The 16,160-nt window shown below is 71.1% G+C and carries 11 protein-coding genes; 6 read left to right on the top strand and 5 right to left on the bottom strand.

The genetic code is table 11. The features are described from left to right. Nucleotides 1-208: 208 nt before the first annotated feature. Nucleotides 209-5,260: an NAD-glutamate dehydrogenase gene (locus ACFYTT_RS21020; RefSeq protein WP_176095086.1), complete on the top strand. Its 5,052-nt coding sequence runs from the start codon at nucleotides 209-211 to the stop codon at nucleotides 5,258-5,260. A gap of 64 nt (nucleotides 5,261-5,324) precedes the next feature. Here the strand turns inward: ACFYTT_RS21020 and ACFYTT_RS21025 are convergent, their stop codons facing one another. Together ACFYTT_RS21025 and ACFYTT_RS21030 are read right to left on the bottom strand one after the other, a co-directional pair. Continuing rightward, nucleotides 5,325-6,050 (bottom strand): class F sortase, encoded by a 726-nt coding sequence (locus ACFYTT_RS21025; RefSeq protein ID WP_387261290.1) that lies wholly within the window; start codon nucleotides 6,048-6,050, stop codon nucleotides 5,325-5,327. Then, entirely contained in the window at nucleotides 6,034-7,014 is a 981-nt protein-coding gene (locus ACFYTT_RS21030; RefSeq protein ID WP_387261294.1) for a hypothetical protein, read from the bottom strand. The genes ACFYTT_RS21025 and ACFYTT_RS21030 overlap by 17 nt, the downstream gene beginning before the upstream one ends. A 536-nt stretch (nucleotides 7,015-7,550) precedes the next feature. On the opposite strand from ACFYTT_RS21030, the gene ACFYTT_RS21035 reads away from it, so the two are divergent. Then, on the top strand, nucleotides 7,551-9,356 hold the full coding sequence (locus ACFYTT_RS21035) for a glycoside hydrolase family 6 protein (protein ID WP_176095083.1): 1,806 nt from the start codon (nucleotides 7,551-7,553) through the stop codon (nucleotides 9,354-9,356). Nucleotides 9,357-9,502: 146 nt separating this feature from the next. Here ACFYTT_RS21035 and ACFYTT_RS21040 read toward each other — a convergent pair whose 3' ends face one another. The 3 genes from ACFYTT_RS21040 to ACFYTT_RS21050 all read right to left on the bottom strand — a co-directional run bounded on the left by ACFYTT_RS21040 (nucleotide 9,503) and on the right by ACFYTT_RS21050 (nucleotide 11,540). Then, nucleotides 9,503-9,880, bottom strand: a complete 378-nt coding sequence (locus ACFYTT_RS21040) for a hypothetical protein (protein ID WP_131054261.1) — start codon at nucleotides 9,878-9,880, stop codon at nucleotides 9,503-9,505. Nucleotides 9,881-10,009: 129 nt separating this feature from the next. Further along, nucleotides 10,010-10,933, bottom strand: a complete 924-nt coding sequence (locus tag ACFYTT_RS21045) for a hypothetical protein (protein ID WP_387261298.1) — start codon at nucleotides 10,931-10,933, stop codon at nucleotides 10,010-10,012. Nucleotides 10,934-10,943: 10 nt separating this feature from the next. Continuing rightward, on the bottom strand, nucleotides 10,944-11,540 hold the full coding sequence (locus tag ACFYTT_RS21050) for a hypothetical protein (protein ID WP_131054263.1): 597 nt from the start codon (nucleotides 11,538-11,540) through the stop codon (nucleotides 10,944-10,946). A gap of 377 nt (nucleotides 11,541-11,917) precedes the next feature. Between ACFYTT_RS21050 and ACFYTT_RS21055 the strand changes: the two genes are divergently transcribed. The 4 genes from ACFYTT_RS21055 to ACFYTT_RS21070 are packed head-to-tail and all read left to right on the top strand — an operon-like array spanning nucleotide 11,918 to nucleotide 16,073. Further along, nucleotides 11,918-14,692 (top strand): nitrate- and nitrite sensing domain-containing protein, encoded by a 2,775-nt coding sequence (locus tag ACFYTT_RS21055; protein ID WP_387261301.1) that lies wholly within the window; start codon nucleotides 11,918-11,920, stop codon nucleotides 14,690-14,692. Next, complete coding sequence (locus ACFYTT_RS21060) at nucleotides 14,692-15,111, top strand: roadblock/LC7 domain-containing protein (RefSeq protein ID WP_176095081.1); 420 nt, start codon at nucleotides 14,692-14,694, stop codon at nucleotides 15,109-15,111. Before ACFYTT_RS21055 ends, ACFYTT_RS21060 begins: the two co-directional genes overlap by 1 nt. Beyond that, on the top strand, nucleotides 15,101-15,490 hold the full coding sequence (locus ACFYTT_RS21065) for a DUF742 domain-containing protein (protein WP_131054265.1): 390 nt from the start codon (nucleotides 15,101-15,103) through the stop codon (nucleotides 15,488-15,490). Before ACFYTT_RS21060 ends, ACFYTT_RS21065 begins: the two co-directional genes overlap by 11 nt. Then, the gene (locus ACFYTT_RS21070) at nucleotides 15,471-16,073 is read left to right on the top strand and encodes an ATP/GTP-binding protein (RefSeq protein WP_131054266.1); all 603 of its coding nucleotides are present in this window, start codon (nucleotides 15,471-15,473) and stop codon (nucleotides 16,071-16,073) included. The genes ACFYTT_RS21065 and ACFYTT_RS21070 overlap by 20 nt, the downstream gene beginning before the upstream one ends. Nucleotides 16,074-16,160: the final 87 nt, after the last annotated feature.

A 16,160-nucleotide genomic window follows, 5' to 3' on the forward strand; every position in this document is an offset into this window, starting at 1 on the left:
GCGAAAGACGGGGCCGCGCCGGTGTGATGAACAACATCTGGCGGGGTACTCCTGACCCGGCCGAACCTCGTACCGCAACGGGCGAAAGGACGACGTCACGCACCGGAAGTCCGGCTGGTGGTACGCCGACGGGGCGACCGGTCGGTCTGGCCTAGGCTGGGCGTCGAGAGTGACCCACAACGCGGTGGGTCGAGGGGAGTGGCACCGAATGGACCGGCGTCCGGCGATCAAACCGGGACCCGACCTCCGGCAGGCTGACACCGGCCGGGACGACAGCTTCGACACGGCGACCGACGGAGACGGCTACGGCCGACTCGACACAGGAACGACCGGGATGACCGGTTCGAGCATCGACACCCTCTACGACCTGGGTCTGCCACCGGAGGCGCTGGCGGACGACGTGGAGGACGCCGAACTCGACGAGCCGGTGCCCAACGCCGAGCGGTTGGTGGCCCAGGCGGTCGCCCTCGCCGGCGACGACCACGACGCGGCGACCCTGGTGGGTCGGTTCTGGCGGTTCGCGCCGGACGAGGAGCTGATCGGCTTCACCGCCGAGGAGATGCTCGACGCCGCACGCGCCCACCGCCAGCTCGCCGACCAGCGGGTGCCGGGCGAGTTGAAGCTGCGGATCCACTCACCCGACGCGGAGCAGCACCACAGCGTCGTCGAGATCGTCACCGACGACATGCCGTTCCTGGTCGACTCGGTGACCGCCCTGCTCAACAGCCACCACCTGGACGTGCACCTGCTGGTGCACCCGCTGGTCGTGGTGCGCCGTGAGCCGCTGGGACGACTGGTCGAGGTCGCCGCCGACGTGGAGCCGGACGACGCGATCGACGGTGACCTGGTCGAGAGCTGGATGCGGATCGAGATCGACCCGGTCCGCGACCAGGAGGTACGCGACAAGCTGCGCCGCGAGTTGCAGCGGGTGCTCACCGACGTGCGCGAGGCCGTCGAGGACTGGCCCAAGATGCGCCAGCGGGCCCTCTCCCTCGCCGACGAGCTGGCCGCCGCGCGGACCAGCGACAACCGGCCGCCGGTGCCGGAGAAGGACATCACCGACTCGGTCGAGCTGCTGCGCTGGTTGGCCCACGACCACTTCACCTTCCTCGGATACCGCGAGTACCGGCTGGTGCAGAACTCGGCCGAGAGCGGGCCGGCGCTGGAGGCGGTGCTCGGCACCGGGCTGGGCATCCTGCGGCAGGACTCGCCGGAGGCGCGGGCGCTGTCGTCGATGACACCCGAGGCGCACGAGAAGGTCACCGAGAAGCGCCTGCTGATCATCACCAAGGCGAACTCGCGGGCCACCGTGCACCGCTCGGCGTACCTCGACTACATCGGCTTCAAGATCTTCGACGCCGACGGTCGGGTGGTGGGCGAGCGGCGGTTCCTCGGGCTCTTCTCCACCGCCGCGTACCGGACCAGCGTGCAGGAGCTGCCGGTGGTGCGACGCAAGGTCGCCGAGGTGCTGGACCGTTCCGGACTGAGCCAGCGCAGCCACTCCGGCAAGGACCTGTTGCAGATCCTGGAGACGTACCCGCGCGACGAGCTGTTCCAGATCAAGACCGACGACCTCTACCACGCGGTGATCGGCGTACTGCGGATGGCGGGTCGCCGGCAACTGCGGGTGTTCCTGCGCCGGGACGCGTACGGGCGGTTCATCTCCTGCCTGATCTATCTGCCCCGGGACCGGTTCACCACCCAGAACCGGCTGCGCATGCAGGACATCCTGCTGCGCGAGCTGAACGGGGTCGGGGTGGACTACACCACCCGTGTCACCGAGTCGATGCTGGCCCGGGTGCACTTCATCGTGCGTACCGACCCGAGCAGCCCGCCCGGGGACATCGACGCCGACCTGCTCGCCGAGGAACTGGCCGACGCCACCCGGCTGTGGGACGACGACTACCGGCTGGTGCTGGAACGCAAGCTCGGTGACGAGCAGGCCAAACACCTGTTCGCCCGGTACGCCGACGCGTTCCCGGAGGGCTACAAGGACGGGCACACGCCGTACGAGGCGATGAAGGACCTGGCCAAGCTGGAGCTGCTGGAGGAGTCCGGCCAGCTCGAGATGCACCTGTTCCGCAAGCAGCCGTTGCCGCGGGCGGTCGTCCGGTCCGATGTCGACGAGTCGATGGACGTCCGGTTCAAGGTCTACCGCTACGGCGAGCCGATGATGCTCTCCGCGGTGCTGCCGGTGCTGCACTCGCTCGGCGTGAAGGTGGTCGACGAACACCCGTACGAGGTGGAACGCGTCGACGGCCGGATCTGGCTGTACGACTTCGGGCTGCGCCTGCCCGAGGGCCACCAGGAGCTGGCCGAGGTCCGCCCGCACGTGGAGAACGCCTTCGCGGCGGCGTGGCGGGGCGAGGCCGAGGTGGACGGCTTCAACGAGCTGGTGCTGCGCGCCGGGCTCACCTGGCGGCAGGTGGTGGTGCTGCGCGCGTACGCCAAGTACCTGCGTCAGACCGGCACCGTCTTCTCCCAGGACTACATGGAGTCCACGTTCATCGCGTACCCCGTCATGGCCACACTGCTGGTGCGGCTCTTCGAGGCGCGGTTCGAACCGGGGTCGCTCACCGCCGAGCAGCGGGAGGAGCGGGCGGCGGAGCTGGTCTCCGAGATCGACGCCGCGCTCGACGACGTGGCCAGCCTGGACCAGGACCGCATCCTGCGGGCGTACCTGAACCTGATCCAGGCCACCCTGCGGACCAGCTTCTACCAGAAGCCGGTCGGCGGGCGGCCCAAGTCGTACGTGGCGTTCAAGCTCGACCCGCAGGCCATCCCGGACCTGCCGGCGCCCCGGCCGAAGTTCGAGATCTTCGTCTACTCGCCCCGGTTCGAGGGTGTGCACCTGCGGTTCGGGCCGGTGGCCCGGGGCGGGCTGCGCTGGTCCGACCGGCGGGAGGACTTCCGCACCGAGGTGCTCGGCCTGGTCAAGGCGCAGATGGTCAAGAACGCGGTGATCGTGCCGGTGGGCGCCAAGGGCGGCTTCGTGCTCAAGCAGAAGCCGGGCGACCGGGACGAGGCCGTGCTCTGCTACAAGGAGTTCATCTCGGCGCTGCTGGACGTCACCGACAACATCGTGGCCGGTGACATCGTGCCGCCCGACGACGTGGTCCGGCACGACAGCGACGACCCGTACATGGTGGTGGCGGCCGACAAGGGCACCGCGACCTTCTCCGACATCGCCAACGAGATCTCCGTCGCACACAACTTCTGGATGGGCGACGCGTTCGCCTCCGGCGGTTCGGCGGGGTACGACCACAAGAAGATGGGCATCACCGCCCGGGGTGCCTGGGAGTCGGTCAAGCGGCACTTCCGCGAGCTGGGCCACGACACCCAGAGCCAGGACTTCACCGTGGTCGGCGTCGGCGACATGTCCGGCGACGTGTTCGGCAACGGGATGCTGCTCTCCGAGCACATCCGGTTGGTGGCCGCCTTCGACCACCGGCACATCTTCCTGGACCCGAACCCGGACGCGGCCACCTCGTTCGTCGAGCGCAAACGGCTGTTCGAGCTCTCCCGTTCGACCTGGGAGGACTACCACACCGAGCTGATCTCGGCGGGCGGCGGCGTCTACCCGCGTACCGCGAAGTCGGTGCCGGTGTCGCCGCAGGTCCGCGCCGTGCTCGGGCTGCCCGACGACGTGACGCAGATCAGCCCGCAGGAGTTGATGAAGGCGATCGTCACCGCACCGGTCGACCTGTTCTGGAACGGCGGCATCGGCACCTACGTCAAGGCCTCCACCCAGACCAACGGCGAGGTGGGCGACAAGTCCAACGACGCGATCCGGGTGGACGGGCGCAGCCTGCGCTGCCGGGTGGTCGGCGAGGGCGGCAACCTGGGCTTCACCCAGCAGGGCCGGATCGAGTACGCCCAGTCGGGCGGCCGGATGTACACCGACTTCATCGACAACGCGGCCGGGGTGGACTGCTCCGACCACGAGGTGAACATCAAGATCCTGCTGAACACGGCGGTGGCCGACGGCGAGTTGTCCGTCCCCGAGCGGGACGACCTGCTGGCCCGGATGACCGACGAGGTCGCCGAGCTGGTGCTGCGGGACAACTACGACCAGGCCCGCGCGATCAACAACGCCCAGACGCAGGCCGCGTCGCTGCTGCCGGTGCACCGGCGGATGATCACCCACCTGGAACGCTCCGGCGAGTTGAACCGGGCGCTGGAGGCGTTGCCGCCGGACGAGGAACTGGCGGTACGCGCCGAGTCCGGGCTGACCGCGCCGGAGTTCGCGGTGCTGCTCGCGTACGTGAAGATCGCCCTGGAGAAGGAGATCATCGCCGAGGGGTTGGCCGACGAGGAGTGGACCAACGAGGTGTTGGTCAACTACTTCCCGACCCCGATGCGGGAGCGGTTCGCCGACCGGATGGACCGGCACCGGCTGCGTCGCGACATCGTGACCACGGTGCTGGTCAACGAGGCGATCAACCGGGGCGGCATCTCGTTCGTCTATCGGGTGGTCGAGGAGACCGCCGCCACCGCCGCCGACGTCATCCGGGCGTACGTGGTGGTCCGCGAGGTGTTCGGGTTGCGGGAGGTCTGGGACGCCATCGAAGCCCTGGACAACCGCGTCGACCCGGAGTTGCAGACCAGCGCCTACCTGGACACCCGGCGGCTGCTCGACCGGGCGGTGCGCTGGCTGGTCACCAACCGGCGTTCGCCGCTGGACGTGCCGGCCGAGATCGCCCGGTTGCGGGAGGGCGTGGCGGAGCTGCTGCCGAAGCTGGAGACGCTGTTCTACGGCACCGAGCGGGAGGGCATCGCGGCGCACATCGACTCGATGACCGAGCGGGGCGTGCCGCGTGAGCTGGCCGAGCGCAACACCCGCCTGATGTACAGCTTCGGTCTGCTGGACGTGGTGGAGACCGCGGCCGGCAGCGGGCGGAACGTGAGCGAGGTGGCCTCGGTCTACTTCGTGCTCTCGAACCGGTTCCGGGTCGACTCGCTGCTGTCGAAGATCTCCCTGCTGCCTCGCGAGGACCGCTGGCAGACGCTGGCCCGGATGGCGCTGCGCTACGACCTGTACGCCGCGTTGGCCGCGCTCACCGGGGAGGTGCTCGACTCCACGCCGGGTGACCTTTCGCCGTCGGAGCGGGTGCAGCAGTGGGAACAGTCGAACGCCACCTCGATCCATCGCGCCGAGCGGGCGATGGGGGAGTTCGACGAGTCCCGCGCCGACCTGGCCGCGCTCTCGGTGCTGCTGCGGCAGATCCGGACGCTGGTGCGGACCTCCTCAGCCAGCTGACATGTAAGGAAGGGCCCCTTTCTAACGCCTCGTGCATAGGAAGGGGCCCTTCCTAACGTCTCGGTCAGCTCATCAGCGAGGCGAAGACGATCACGTTGTCCGGGTAGTCGCCCTTGACCTCGTCGAACTGGCCGCCGCAGGTGATCACGCGGAGCCCGGGTCGGTCGGAGGGGCCGTACACCTGTTCGGTGGGGAAGGCGTCCTTGGGGTGAGCGGCCACCGAGTCGACCCGGAAGTCGACGGAGCCCCCGTCGGCCCGGCTGACCGTGATGACGTCGCCGGACTGCAGCGCGCCGAGGGAGAAGAACACCGCCGCACCGATCGCCGCGGAGTCCACGTGCCCGACGATCACCGAGTTGCCCACCTCGCCCGGGCTGGGACCCGGCGAGTACCAACCGGCGAGCATGGCCTGGTCCAGCGGGGGGACCTCCACGGTGCCGTCAGCATTGGTGCCGAGCATCATGATCTTCGCGTTGACGCCGATGCGGGGGATGGTGATCGTGGTCGGCGCGGACCGGGGCAGCCCGGTCGCGGGGCGGGTCGTGACGGCATCACCGTCGTCGAGGTCCGCGTCGTCGAACGGCTCGGACGCGCGGGGCTCGGGGGTACTCGGACCGGCCTGCGCCAGGGGCTGCGGTGGGCGTACCGGCTCGACGGGCCGCAGCGACGCGCCGATCAGCCCGGAACCCACCATGGCCAGCAGCACGACGACGGCGGCGCCGACGGCGCGCCACGGAGAACCGTGACGGCCGCCGGCCCGTCTCGCCGTCGCGTCAGGCCGCGAACTCATCGACCCGGCGCCGACGCATCAGCACGAGGCCACCGAGGGCCGCCGCACCGACCATGCCCGCTCCGGCGGTGGCCAGGCCACCGTTGGCGCCGGTGGCGATGCCACCGTCTCCGCCGTCGACCCCACCGTGCGGCAGGACCACGATCTCACCGACGCCGCAGGAGCCCTTGAGCTCGTACGTGCCGGGCTTGACGTCCTTGGCGACGCGGGCTTCGCCGTAGTAGACGAAGTCCTTCTCGTGCTCCCAGCGGTCGCCCGAGTCGTCCTTGCCGCGCTCGCCCGACCAGTCGCCCTCGCTCGACCAGTCCTTCTCGCCGGACCACTCGCGCTCGGCCTCGCTCGACCAGTCCTTCTCGGACTTCGCGCCGTGCTCCTCCTCGGCGGACGGGGCCTTGTGGTCCCGCGCACCTTCCGCGTCCTGGCCGTGCTCCTCGGCCTTCCAGTCGCGGTCCTTGCCTCCGGCGTCGGCCGCGTCGGCCGCACCGCCACCGGCGCCCTTGGACTCCGGCGCCGACTCGGCCTCGCCCGACCAGTCCTTGCCCTCGGAGCGGTCCTCGCCCGAGTCCTTGCCCTCGGAGCGGTCCTCGCCGCCGGGCTGCCAGTCCTTGCCGTCCTGCGAGTCCCCACGGTCCTGCCAGTCCTTGTTGTCCTGCCAGTCCTTGCGGTCCTGTTTCCAGTCCCGGTCGCCGCCCTGGTCACCCTTGTCGCCGCCCTTGTGGGCCGCTTCGAGTTTGACCTTGCCGGTGACCTTGGACCAGACGAAGGGGTGCTCCTGCGCCTCTTCGCAGATCTGAACGAGCTTGACCTCGTCGCCGGGCTTCACCGCGTGCGGCTTGGCGAAGACCTTGCCCTCGTCTTCGGGAGCGTGGCCGTCGGCGAGCGCGACCCCGGGCGCGAACACCAGCAGGGAAGCACCGCCGAGGGCGGCACCCGCAACGACCTTCCCCAGCATCTTCTTAGCCATGACCTGTGTCACTCCATCCCTGTTGTCCTGCGGCCCGCACAACCGAGCCAGAACTGACGTTAGACCGTTTCATGACCTATGCAGGGAAAGATTCGTGTTCTGGCATTCATGCGTTTTACCCGATCGGTCGGCTTCTGCTGAGAGACGCGTGCCGGGGCGTCCCGGGTGGGGTGGTTCACGCCCTGTGGTCGGTGGACGTCACCCCGGTGGCGGTGTGTCACGGGCGGCGCCAGAAATGCCGGGTTAAGCTTTCGAAAATATCGAACCATTGCCATGGAAGCGCTCCCATGCAAGAATCGCTGCACGCGGTGATCGGAGCCACACCGCGCAGGCAGGTGTCGAGGGCAGCCGGTGTCACCGGACGACCACCGTGCCGTCGACCGGGTACCCCGGTCGTGCACCACCACCAACGCCCGCCCGGGTCGGGCGCTCCCGAAGAATCCCGTTGGCATCGGCGGTCGTCCGCGTAGGACGTCCCTCGGACGCCACGTGCCGGGCCGTACGCGGATCCGGTCTCGCCCAAGGAGATCAGTGGCATGAATGTGTGGAGAAGGCTGTCCAGTCGACGACGGACCGTCGCGCTGGCCGGCGCGAGCGCGCTGGTCGCGGGCGGTCTGGTGACGATCCCCGTCACCGCGGCGCACGCCGCGACGCAGTGCGACGTCGCGTACACGACCAACGACTGGCAGGGCGGCTTCACCGCCAACATCACCATCCGGAACATCGGTGACCGGCTCACCAGCTGGACCCTCGGCTTCACGTTCCCCGACGCCAACCAGCGCGTCCAGCAGGGCTGGTCGGCCCGCTGGACCCAGTCGGGCCGGAACGTGACCGCGCAGAACGAGTCCTACAACGGCAACCTGGCCACCGGTGCCAGCACCAGCATCGGCTTCAACGGCGCCTGGAGCGGCAGCAACCCCAAGCCCACCTCGTTCACGGTGAACGGGGTCGCCTGCAACGGCGGCACCACGCCGACCACGCCGCCCCCCACCACTCCGCCGCCGACCACCCCGCCGCCCACCACGCCTCCGCCGACGACGCCTCCGCCCACCACCCCGCCGCCCACGACGCCGCCGCCCGGCACCAAGGTCGACAACCCGTACCTGAACGCCCGGGGCTACGTGAACCCGGAGTGGAAGGCCCGGGCCGAGTCGGTCACCGGCGGCAACCGGGTGTCGAGCATCTCGACCGCCGTCTGGATCGACCGGATCGCCGCGATCGAGGGTACGGACAACAGCCAGTCCAACGGCCCGATGGGCATCCGGGACCACCTGGACGAGGCGCTGCGGCAGAACGCCGAGTACATCCAGTTCGTCATCTACAACCTGCCCGGCCGTGACTGCGCGGCGCTCGCCTCCAACGGTGAGCTGAAGGCCGACGAGCTGCCGAGGTACAAGGCGGAGTACATCGACCCGATCGCGGCGATCATGGGTGACGCGAAGTACCGCAACCTGCGGATCATCAACGTCATCGAGGTCGACTCGCTGCCGAACCTGGTGACCAACACCTCCAACAACCCGGGTGGCACCGTGATGTGCGACACGGTGAAGGCCAACGGCGCGTACGTGCAGGGTGTCGGCTACGCGCTGGCCAAGCTGGGCGCGCTCTCGAACGTCTACAACTACGTCGACGCCGGGCACCACGGCTGGCTCGGCTGGGACAGCAACTTCGTCCCGAGCGCCCAGGTCCTGAAGCAGGCCGCGACCGCCTCCGGCAGCACGGTCAACCACGTGCACGGCTTCATCACCAACACGGCGAACTACTCCGCCCTGATCGAGCCGTACGCGAAGATCAGCGACACGGTCAACGGGCAGACGGTGCGCCAGGCCAAGTGGATCGACTGGAACTTCTACAACGACGAGCAGAGCTTCGCTCAGGCGTTCCGGCAGGAACTGGTCCGGCAGGGCTTCCCGAGCGGCATCGGCATGCTGATCGACACCTCCCGTAACGGCTGGGGCGGCAGCGCCCGGCCCACCGGCGCGGGCCCGACGACCAGCGTGGACGCCTACGTGGACGGTGGCCGGGTCGACCGTCGCATCCACAAGGGCAACTGGTGCAACCAGGCCGGTGCGGGCATGGGCGAGCGGCCGAAGGCCGCGCCGGCGGCGGGTATCGACGCGTACGTCTGGGCCAAGCCCCCGGGCGAGTCGGACGGCTCCAGCCGCGAGATCCCGAACAACGACGGCAAGGGCTTCGACCGGATGTGCGACCCGACCTACACCGGTAACGACCGTAACGGCAACAGCCGCAGCGGTGCCCTGGCCGACGCCCCGATCTCGGGCGCCTGGTTCTCGGCGCAGTTCGCCGAGCTGATGCGCAACGCCTACCCGCCGTTGTCCTGACGGTCAGGCATACCGGCCGCCAGCAGTAGGTGAGGCGCTGCGGCGGCGGGTTCCCCGGGCCCCTGGTCCGACCGCACCGGTCGGACCAGGGGCCCCTCTCGCCGCGCGGCGCGGGTCCACTCGAACCGGGTGGGCCCGTCCCGTGCTCAGGGCACCGTCTTCTCGATCGCCGCCCGGCCGGTCTCGGCCAGCTCACGCCGGGCGCGCTCGATGTTCTCGGGGGTGAGGTCCTGGCCCCGGGCCATCACCAGGTCCTCCGGGTCCCACGGCTGCTCGGCACCGGTACGGATGTCGGCCGGGGCGGCTCCGGTGCCGGTCCCGGTCGCGCCGGTGCCCGCCGCGTACGGGTCGGCGATGACGTCCTCGGTGGGTGCGTCGAGGTCGATCCGCTCACCCGGCCCGGCGAAGGCCGGGGTGTCCCGGTCGGCCCCGCCGCCGGTCATCAGCTCGGGCACGCCGCTGTCGTCGTCCACCGCCGCGGCCACCTCGGGGCGCTCCTCCAGCGGTCGGTCGCGATCCGTCATCCTGCCGCCCTCCTGTCCGCCGCACGGTTCCTCCGGCCCCCTGCGGGTACCCGCCGGTCACCGGGCCATGCCTGCGACGACACGACGAAGGCGGGCGTCCCGTCCGGGGACACCCGCCTTCGACGGTGATCAGCGGCCGAGCACCCGGTCGAGGAAGTCGCGGTAACCGCGGACCGCCACCCGGAGCTGCTCGGTGTCGGGCGAGCCCGCATCCTGCCACCCGCCGAGCTTGCTCTTGTGCTCCGCCAGCGCCGCGGACAGCGCCTGCATGGCCTCGTCGACGAGCGACTGCGCCTGACCGGCGGCGGCCTGCGGGTCGTCCACGAAACGGAGCTGGACGTCACGCCAGCGGTCCCGGAAGCCCTGTGCGGTCGACTCGTCGAAGAGGGTCGCCGCGCCGGCTGGAACCGTCGATCCGGCGTCGGTGCCGCCGGCCGGCGACTGCCCGTCCGGGTCGACCATCGTCGGGGTGGCGCTGCCGTAACCGGGGCCGCCGGCCGCCGCCACGTCGGTGGTGTCGACGGTCGACGCGTCACCGGGGAGGTCCCGCGACTCGATCCGCCCGTCGAGGTCGTCGGCCCGGTGGCCGCCCGGCCCACGGTCGACGGCCGTACCAGTGTCGTCGAGTTCGTCGAGGTCGTCGCCGCTCCGGTCGAACTCGGCGGTCGGGTCGGCCCGCAGCCCCTCCCGCTCACCGTCGACCGCGCCGTCGCCCGGCGCCGCGGTGCGCTCCTCGCGCGGGTCGATCTCGTCCTCCGGGCGCGGGCTGGCCAGCGCGGACGCGGCCACCGCGCCACCGACCGAGGTGGCACCGAAAGCGGACGGCACCGGAGCGGGATCGGTCACCTCGTCGGCACGGTCGTCGTCGCCCGGCCGACCGTCCCAGGGGCGGTTGCGGTCGGTGGACTCCACCCGGTCGCGGTCCGTCGGCTCGTCGGTGTGGTCGAGGTCGTCCGGTACGTCCCGGTGGTCACCGTTCGGCGGCACTGCCACCGGGGCAGACCGGACGGCCTCGGGGTGGTCGTTGTTGAGCTGCTGCTCGTCTTGCCGCATGGTGCTCTCCTCAGCGGTTCGTGGCGTCATGGGCGGCCTCGGGGTGGCGCTGCTCCGGGGTGGTGGTCGACGCGACCGGTTCCTCGCCGAGCAGGTCGGCGAAGAGGGCGCGGTAGTGGACGACGGCCTGGCGAAGGTCCTCGGTGCCGGCCTCGCCCCGCGAGTTGCGCAGGTGGATCTCGTGCGCGTCCCGGTAGTGGCCGAGCGTCCGGGCGTGCTCGACGGAGAGGTGGGCGAGCTGGTCGGAGAAGTCACCGGTGGGGTAACCCCGCTCGGCGACGAGTCGCGTGACCAGTTCGTCGGCCTGACCGACGGTCTCGGCGGGGGAGTCGATGAAACGCACCTGGAGTTCCTCCCAGGCGGCGGCGTACCGGGCGCGGGACTCGGGGTCCAGCGGGACGAGTTCGAGATCCGCGTGCCGGCGTTCCCGGTCCCGCAGCTCGCGCTCGGCGTCGCTGCGACTGTCCCGCTCGGCGACGACGTGGTCGTACTCCGGGCCGAAGCGTTGCCGTAGCGAACGGCGGCGGCCGGCCACGACGACGGCCGCGGCCACGGCGGCGACCACCAGGATGACGAGGACGGTGACGACTATCTGCGTGGGCGACATGGCTCCTCCTTCGCTTCAGGTATTCCCTCCTGGCACTGATCGCCAATCCCGTTCCGGGGCACTTTCCTCATCCGGATCGGTGGTGGCCAGGGCGGAACGTCGTCCGAAGGGGGCGAAGGGCGGACAGTCACATCGACCGAGGCCGGGACCGGGACGGGCACCGCACGGTCGCCCGTTGCGGGCGGCAGGGGCGTCCTCGGTACGTCCGGCACCGTATAGGTAGTCTCGACAGACGGTAGTGCGTCCGGCGGGGATTACGTATCCTGCCCAAGGCGCCCGAACCCCGGCGCCCCGGCGGGCAGCCGAGGCGCGTGTCGGTGACGGTGCTGCCCGGCCGTGCCGGAGCCCTTCCAGCCACCCTCCCGGGCGAGGTCCGATTGAACACCCGCGACTGGCCGATCCGCTCCAAGCTGACCGCGCTGGTCGTGGTGCCGGTGACCGCGCTGCTGGCACTGTGGATCTTCGCGACCACGCTCACCTTCGGCCCCGCACTGGATCTGCTCGCCGCCCGGACCCTTCTGTACGACCTGGGCCGGCCGGGCGAGACGGTGGTGGCCGAGCTGCAACGGGAGCGGCGGCTCTCGGTGGTCCATCTCGGCTCGCCGCGCACGGTCTGCGGTCAACCACCGACCAACTGCGTACTGCCGGAGCTCGTCGCACAGCGGGACCGCACCGACATCGCGATCGCCGAACTCCAGCGCCGGGTCTCCGGAGAGCAACTGCGCGACGCCGCCGGTGAGCTGCTGGAGACCCGGCTGGACCGGCTCCTCGGCGAACTGGAGGCGCTGCCGTCGGGGCGTGCGTTCATCGATCGCCGGGACCTCGACCGGGCCGGGGTGATCGGTCTCTACAGTGGCATGATCTCGTCCGCGTTCCACACCTTCTCCGCGCTGGCGAACCTGCCGGACCAGGATCTCAACCGGGAGGCGCGGGCGCTGACCGACATCGGCCGCTCGCGGGAGCTGCTCGGTCAGACCGACGCGCTGCTGGCCGGCGCGTTGATCGGCGGACGACTCGCCGAGGGCGAGCACACGCTGCTCGTGCAGGGCATCGCCAACCAGCGCTTCCTGGCCGAGAGCGCGGTGGCCGACCTGCCGGAGCCGGACCGTGTGGCGTACCAGCGGTTGACCGAGCAGGACGAGTTCACGCAGTTGCGGCAGATGCAGGACGAGCTGGTCGCCGCCGATCCCTCGGCCCGACTCCGGATCGACCAGCAGGCCTGGCAGACCAGCTACGACACGGTGCAGCGGTCGCTGCGCGACTTCGAGCTGACCCAGGCCGACGGTCTGGCCGACCGCTCGGTGCCGATGGCGGTGCGCACCCTGGTCCGGCTGGCCGCCGCCGGGCTGCTCGGTCTGGTCGCCGTCGTGCTCTCGCTGGTCGTCGCGCTGCGGGTCGGCCGGTCGCTGGCGAAGCGGTTGACCCAGGTACGCGGCACCGTCAAGGAGGCCGAGGAGCGCCTGCCCGAGGTGGTGGAGCGGCTGCGCCGGGGCGAGCAGGTGGACGTGGCCCACGAGGCGCCGCTGGCCGACCGGGGCGCGGACGAGATCGGCCAGGTGGCCCAGGCGTTCACCGAGGTGCACAAGGCCGCGATCCGGTCCGCCATGGTCGAGGTGAGCCTGCGTCGCGGCCTCAACGAGGTCTTCCTGAACATCGCCCGACGCAGCCAGGGCCTGGTGCACCGGCAGCTCACCGTGCTCGACCGGATGGAACGCGACGCCGAGGACCCGGACCACCTGGCCGAACTGTTCCGGGTGGACCACCTCGCCACCCGGCTGCGGCGGCACGCCGAGGACCTGGTCATCCTCGCCGGTGCGGCACCCGGGCGGGGCTGGCGCAACCCGGTCGCCATGGTGGACCTGATCCGGGGCGCGATCTCCGAGGTCGAGTCGTACGACCGGGTGGACATCGTCAACGTCCAGGCCGCCGGCACGGTGGGTCGGGTCGTCGGCGACGTCATCCACCTGCTCGCCGAACTGATCGAGAACGCCACCGCGTACTCGCCGCCGGACTCCCGTGTGGAGATCTCGGGCGAGCACGTCGCCCACGGGTACGCGCTCTCCGTCACCGATCACGGGCTCGGCATGACGGCCGCCGCCATCGAGGAGGCCAACCGCAAGCTCGCCCGGTCACCGGACTTCGACCCGGCCGAGACCGCGCGGCTGGGGCTGTTCGTGGTCGCGCGGCTCGCCGCCCGGCACGACGTACGCGTGCGGTTGCGGGAGTCGGACGGGACCGGGCTGACCGCCGTGGTGCTGATCCCGGGGGCACTCATCACCGCCGAGCCGTCACCCCTGCCCGACCTGGACACTCCCGCCGGAGACGACCAGGCCACCACCCCGGAACAGCGCCGGCTGGCCCGGGCCACCCGGTTGACCACAGTGCCCCGGCAGACCACGCGATCACAGGCCGAGCCGGAGAAGCCGACCACCACCGAGGCGGTGCCGGCGAGTGCGACCGGTGGCCGGGGCGGTCCCACCTTCGGCTCCACGGTCGGCCCGGCCGAGGCGGACGGTCTGCCCCGCCGCATCCGTCAGCGGGGCCCGGCCGCCACCACGCCGTCGGCCGCCACCGCGTCGCCAGACACCGCCGTACCCTCCGCCGCCACCTCATCCCCGGTCGCCGACGCCGCCGGACCGGCACCGGTCGGGTCGACGCCCCCAGTGGCCTCCGGCACCGGTCCGTCCGGCACCGGTGCGTCCAGTGACGGGTCGTCCGGTCCGGCCGGGCACCGGGCGGCACCGCGCCGTGCGCAGGACGGCCTCGACGCGCCGACGGTGCAGATGCCGGCGGTGTCCTCGGCGATCGACGGGCCGACGATGCGGCAACCGGTGGTGGTCCCGCGCGGGCCGATCCGGCCGCTCGGCGAGCCGACCCCACGCAGCCCGGAGGAGGCCCGTCGGTTCATGTCGGCACTCCAGGCGGGCACCGCGCGGGGCCGACGCGCCGCCGTCGCGCCGAACGACGACGCGGGGTCCACCGGACCGTCCACCGGAGACGCGGTGCGTACCGGACCGCCGAACGGCGAGGCGGGGCGATCCGGTGCGACCTCCGCCGACCACGAGCAGGACCGAGACACCGAGCCGGCAGGGCCGCCGGCCGGTGACCCGGCGACTGTGCAACCCCCGACCGCGACTGAGAGGGACGCCTGATGCATTCGACGAGGCAGAGTGCCGATCTCGGCTGGTTGTTGGACGACTTGTTGGAGCGGGTACCGACCGCGCGGCAGGCGGTGGTGCTCTCGGCGGACGGGCTGCTCCTCGGCTGCTCCACCGGGATGGACAAGGCCGACGCCGAGCACCTCTGTGCGCTGGCCTCCGGACTGTCCAGCCTGGCCCGGGGCGCGAGCCGCCACCTCACCGGCGGGCCGGTGCGTCAGACGGTGGTGGAGATGGAGGACGCGTACCTCTTCGTGACGGCGGCGGGGCAGGGTGCCTGCCTCGCTGTCGCCAGTGACGCCGATGCCGACATCGGCCTGGTGGCGTACGAGATGGCGATGCTGGTGACCCGGGTGGGCGAGAATCTCGGGACACCGACCCGGGCGTCGGTGGGTGCCGCCGATGCGCACTGACTTACCGGGGAACCAGCACGAATGGCTCGACGCCGATGCCGGGCCGGTGGTCCGGCCGTACACGCTGACCGGTGGCCGGGTACGGGCCAGCGCGGACGCCTTGGACCTGGTGGCGTACGTGCTGGCGAAGCCGGACCCGGACCTCGGCGCCTACCCGGAGCTGTACCCGGAACACCGGCTGTTGGTGGAACTCGCCGGTCGGGGAACGCCGGTCGTGGAACTCGCCGCCGACCTCAATCTCGCCATCGGTGTGGTCCGGGTACTGCTCGGCGATCTACTCTCCCGGGGACTGGTCGCCGTGCACCAGCCGCCACGTGCCACGTACCTGCCCGACAACGACATCCTCAAGGCGGTGGTCGATGGACTCCGTGCGTTATGACGGCGAGCGGCGGGAACACGGTATCCCGATCGCGCTGAAGATCCTCGTCGCCGGTGGCTTCGGCGCCGGCAAGACGACGCTGGTCAGCGCGTTGAGCGAGGTCCGGCCGTTGCAGACCGAGGAGATCCTGACCGGGGCGGGCATCGAGACCGACGACCTCTCCGGGGTGGAGACCAAGTCGACCACCACGGTGGCGATGGACTTCGGCCGCATCACCATCAACGACGACCTCCAGCTCTACCTGTTCGGTACGCCCGGGCAGGACCGGTTCTGGTTCCTCTGGGACGAGCTGGCGTTCGGGGCGCTCGGCGCGGTGGTGCTGGCGGACACCCGGCGGCTGGCCGACTGCTTCCCGTCGATCGACTACTTCGAGCAGCGTGGCATCCCGTTCGTGGTCGGCGTCAACTGCTTCGACAACTCGCAGCGGTTCAGCCTGGAGGCGGTCCGCCGCGCTCTCGACCTCGACGGCAACGTGCCGATGGTGCTCTGCGACGCCCGCGACCGGCAGTCCGGCAAGACAGTGTTGATCTCACTGGTCGAGCACGTGGCCCGGCAGCGGGGCGAGCCGGTGCCGGCCGCCTGACCCGGTCCCGGAGGCGGGCCGGGGCCGGGCTGCTCCGGGAAGGACCGGAGGTCCGTCGCGGATTCCAGGTCTAACCGGCCCGCATCG

Source organism: Micromonospora sp. NPDC003816 (genome assembly GCF_042874705.1).
Lineage (GTDB): Bacteria > Actinomycetota > Actinomycetes > Mycobacteriales > Micromonosporaceae > Micromonospora.